This window comes from Thermodesulfitimonas sp., assembly GCF_052743955.1.
Map to the genome: position 1 here is coordinate 1 of NZ_JBRAIN010000129.1, position 1,955 is coordinate 1,955.

Annotated in this window: 3 protein-coding genes; all 3 read left to right on the forward strand. The window is 59.9% G+C overall.

The features are described from left to right. The coding region (locus ACUVTA_RS08920; RefSeq protein ID WP_445952589.1) for an A24 family peptidase at positions 1-418 on the forward strand (418 nt) is incomplete at its 5' end. A gap of 78 nt (positions 419-496) precedes the next feature. Beyond that, positions 497-883 (forward strand): TadE/TadG family type IV pilus assembly protein, encoded by a 387-nt coding sequence (locus tag ACUVTA_RS08925; protein WP_445952590.1) that lies wholly within the window; start codon positions 497-499, stop codon positions 881-883. 12 nt (positions 884-895) lie between these two features. Then, positions 896-1,798 carry a pilus assembly protein TadG-related protein gene (locus ACUVTA_RS08930; protein ID WP_445952591.1) on the forward strand — a complete coding sequence of 301 codons (903 nt, stop codon included), beginning with the start codon at positions 896-898 and terminating at the stop codon, positions 1,796-1,798. The last annotated feature ends 157 nt before the right edge of the window (positions 1,799-1,955 follow it).

Consider the following 1,955-nt stretch of genomic DNA (forward strand, 5'->3'; position numbering starts at 1 on the left):
GGCTTCCCGGTCCTGGGGCCGCCCAAAATGCGGGTTAGCTGTCAAACTTGAGCTTTACCGGCGGCGGATCTATAACGCGGTTCTCTTCCCCGCCATTATTTTTGCGTTTCTCTACCGGGGGCTGACGGGCGGTTGGGCTTCTCTATGGGAAGGGATCGCCGGTTTAGGCGCGGGGGTAGCGCTTCTTCTTCCGGCCTACGTAGCCGGCGGCGTCGGGGCTGGTGATGTGAAGCTACTGGGTGCAGTGGGGGCCTGCGGCGGACCTGAGTTTGCCCTTTACACCTTTCTTGCCGGGGCACTGCTGGGTTGGTGTGGTTTCCTGTTTCCTTTTAGCGCGCGAGAAACGGTTATGGCTGGCTTTGAAGGGAGCTTGTATCAGCTTTGTGCTTCCGGGTGGCGTGCGGCTCTGGCTTGGTGAGAGCGGTGTTAAGTTTCCCTACGGTGTGCTCTTCTGCATCGGGAGTTTTGTGACCTTGTGGCTTTTGAGGTGAGACCTATGCGTCTGCGCGAGGAGCGCGGCCAAGCCACTGTGGAGCTGGCGCTGGTTCTGCCCGTTCTGATCCTGATCCTCTTCGGAATTATGGAATTTGGCCGCCTTTTTTCCGCTTACCTGGTGGTAACTAATGCCGCCCGCGAGGGGGCACGGCTGGCCGCAGTGGGTGCGGACGACGCGGCGATTGTGGCGCGGGTCCGGGACGCTGCGGGTTCACTTGATCCGGCGGCGCTAACTGTAGAGATCGAACCGCCTGCTAATAATCGGTTTAGCGGTACGGAGGCGCGGGTGAGCGTCTCTTACTCTGTTTATCTTGTAACCCCGGTCTTAACCGGCATTGCCCCTAATCCCTTTCCGTTAAAAGCCCGGGCGGTAATGCGGGTGGAGTGAGGTGGTGCAAGGATGACTTGGCTTCGGGAAGAAAAAGGGGTGGTTCTGGTTCTGGTAGCGGCGGCCCTGGTGGCGCTTTTGGGCTTTGGGGCGCTGGTGACTGACGTGGGGCTGCTTATGCTTAACCGGGAACGCGTAGCCAACGCGGCTGACGCGGCAGCTCTTGCGGGCGCCGCTTTTCTTCCCGAGAACCCGGCTGCTGCTGTTAGCACGGCGCAGGAGTACGCACTAAAAAACGGCGCGCAGCCAGGCGAGGTAAGCGTTACTCTAGGCCCGGACGGCAAGAGCATTACCGTGGACGCGGTGCACGCGGTAAGTTTTTCCCTGGCGCGGGTGCTAGGCTTTACTGCTTCGACCGTTTCGGGACACGCTAAGGCTGAGGTCAGAGCAGTGAGCGAGCTGTACGGGGCAGCTCCTTTAGGGGTGCGGGAGCAGAACCTCGAGTTCGGGCGGCTTTACGACTTGAAAGTTGGCGGGGGTGCGGGGGAGCACGGGAACTTTGGGGCGCTGGCTTTAGGGGGCTACGGGGCGAATAACTACGGGGAAAATCTCCGGCGTGGCTATCAGGCGTGGCTTAAGGTAGGGGATATTCTCGAAACCGAGCCGGGAAATATGTCGGGGCCGACGCGACGGGCGGTTGAAGACCGCATTCGCGGTCACGAGAGCTGCACTTGGCAGAACCACTGCCGCGACTGCCCGCGTATAATCTACACGCCGGTTTACCGGGTGGTGGGCGAGTTGCAGGGTCGGAGTCAGGTTCAGGTTGTAGGGTTTGCAGCCTTTTTCCTTGACGGGACGACGGGCAGTGGCAACGACTGCTACGTACGGGGTTACTTTATTCAAAAGCTGGTCAGTGGGACGCGAGGGATAGGCGGAGACGATTACGGCTTGCGGACAGTGAAGCTTGTTGAGTAAGAAGCGATGGCAGTGCGGAGCAAAATTTTCTTGGCGCGCGCTGGCCCTGATCTTTGCCGCCGCGGCAGAGCGATGAGCACCTACTTTTACCTGCAGTCGTTAGCGGTAACTGAAGTTTCCAGTGTAGGTGGGATGGTGCAGCCAGGCGACCGGGTTG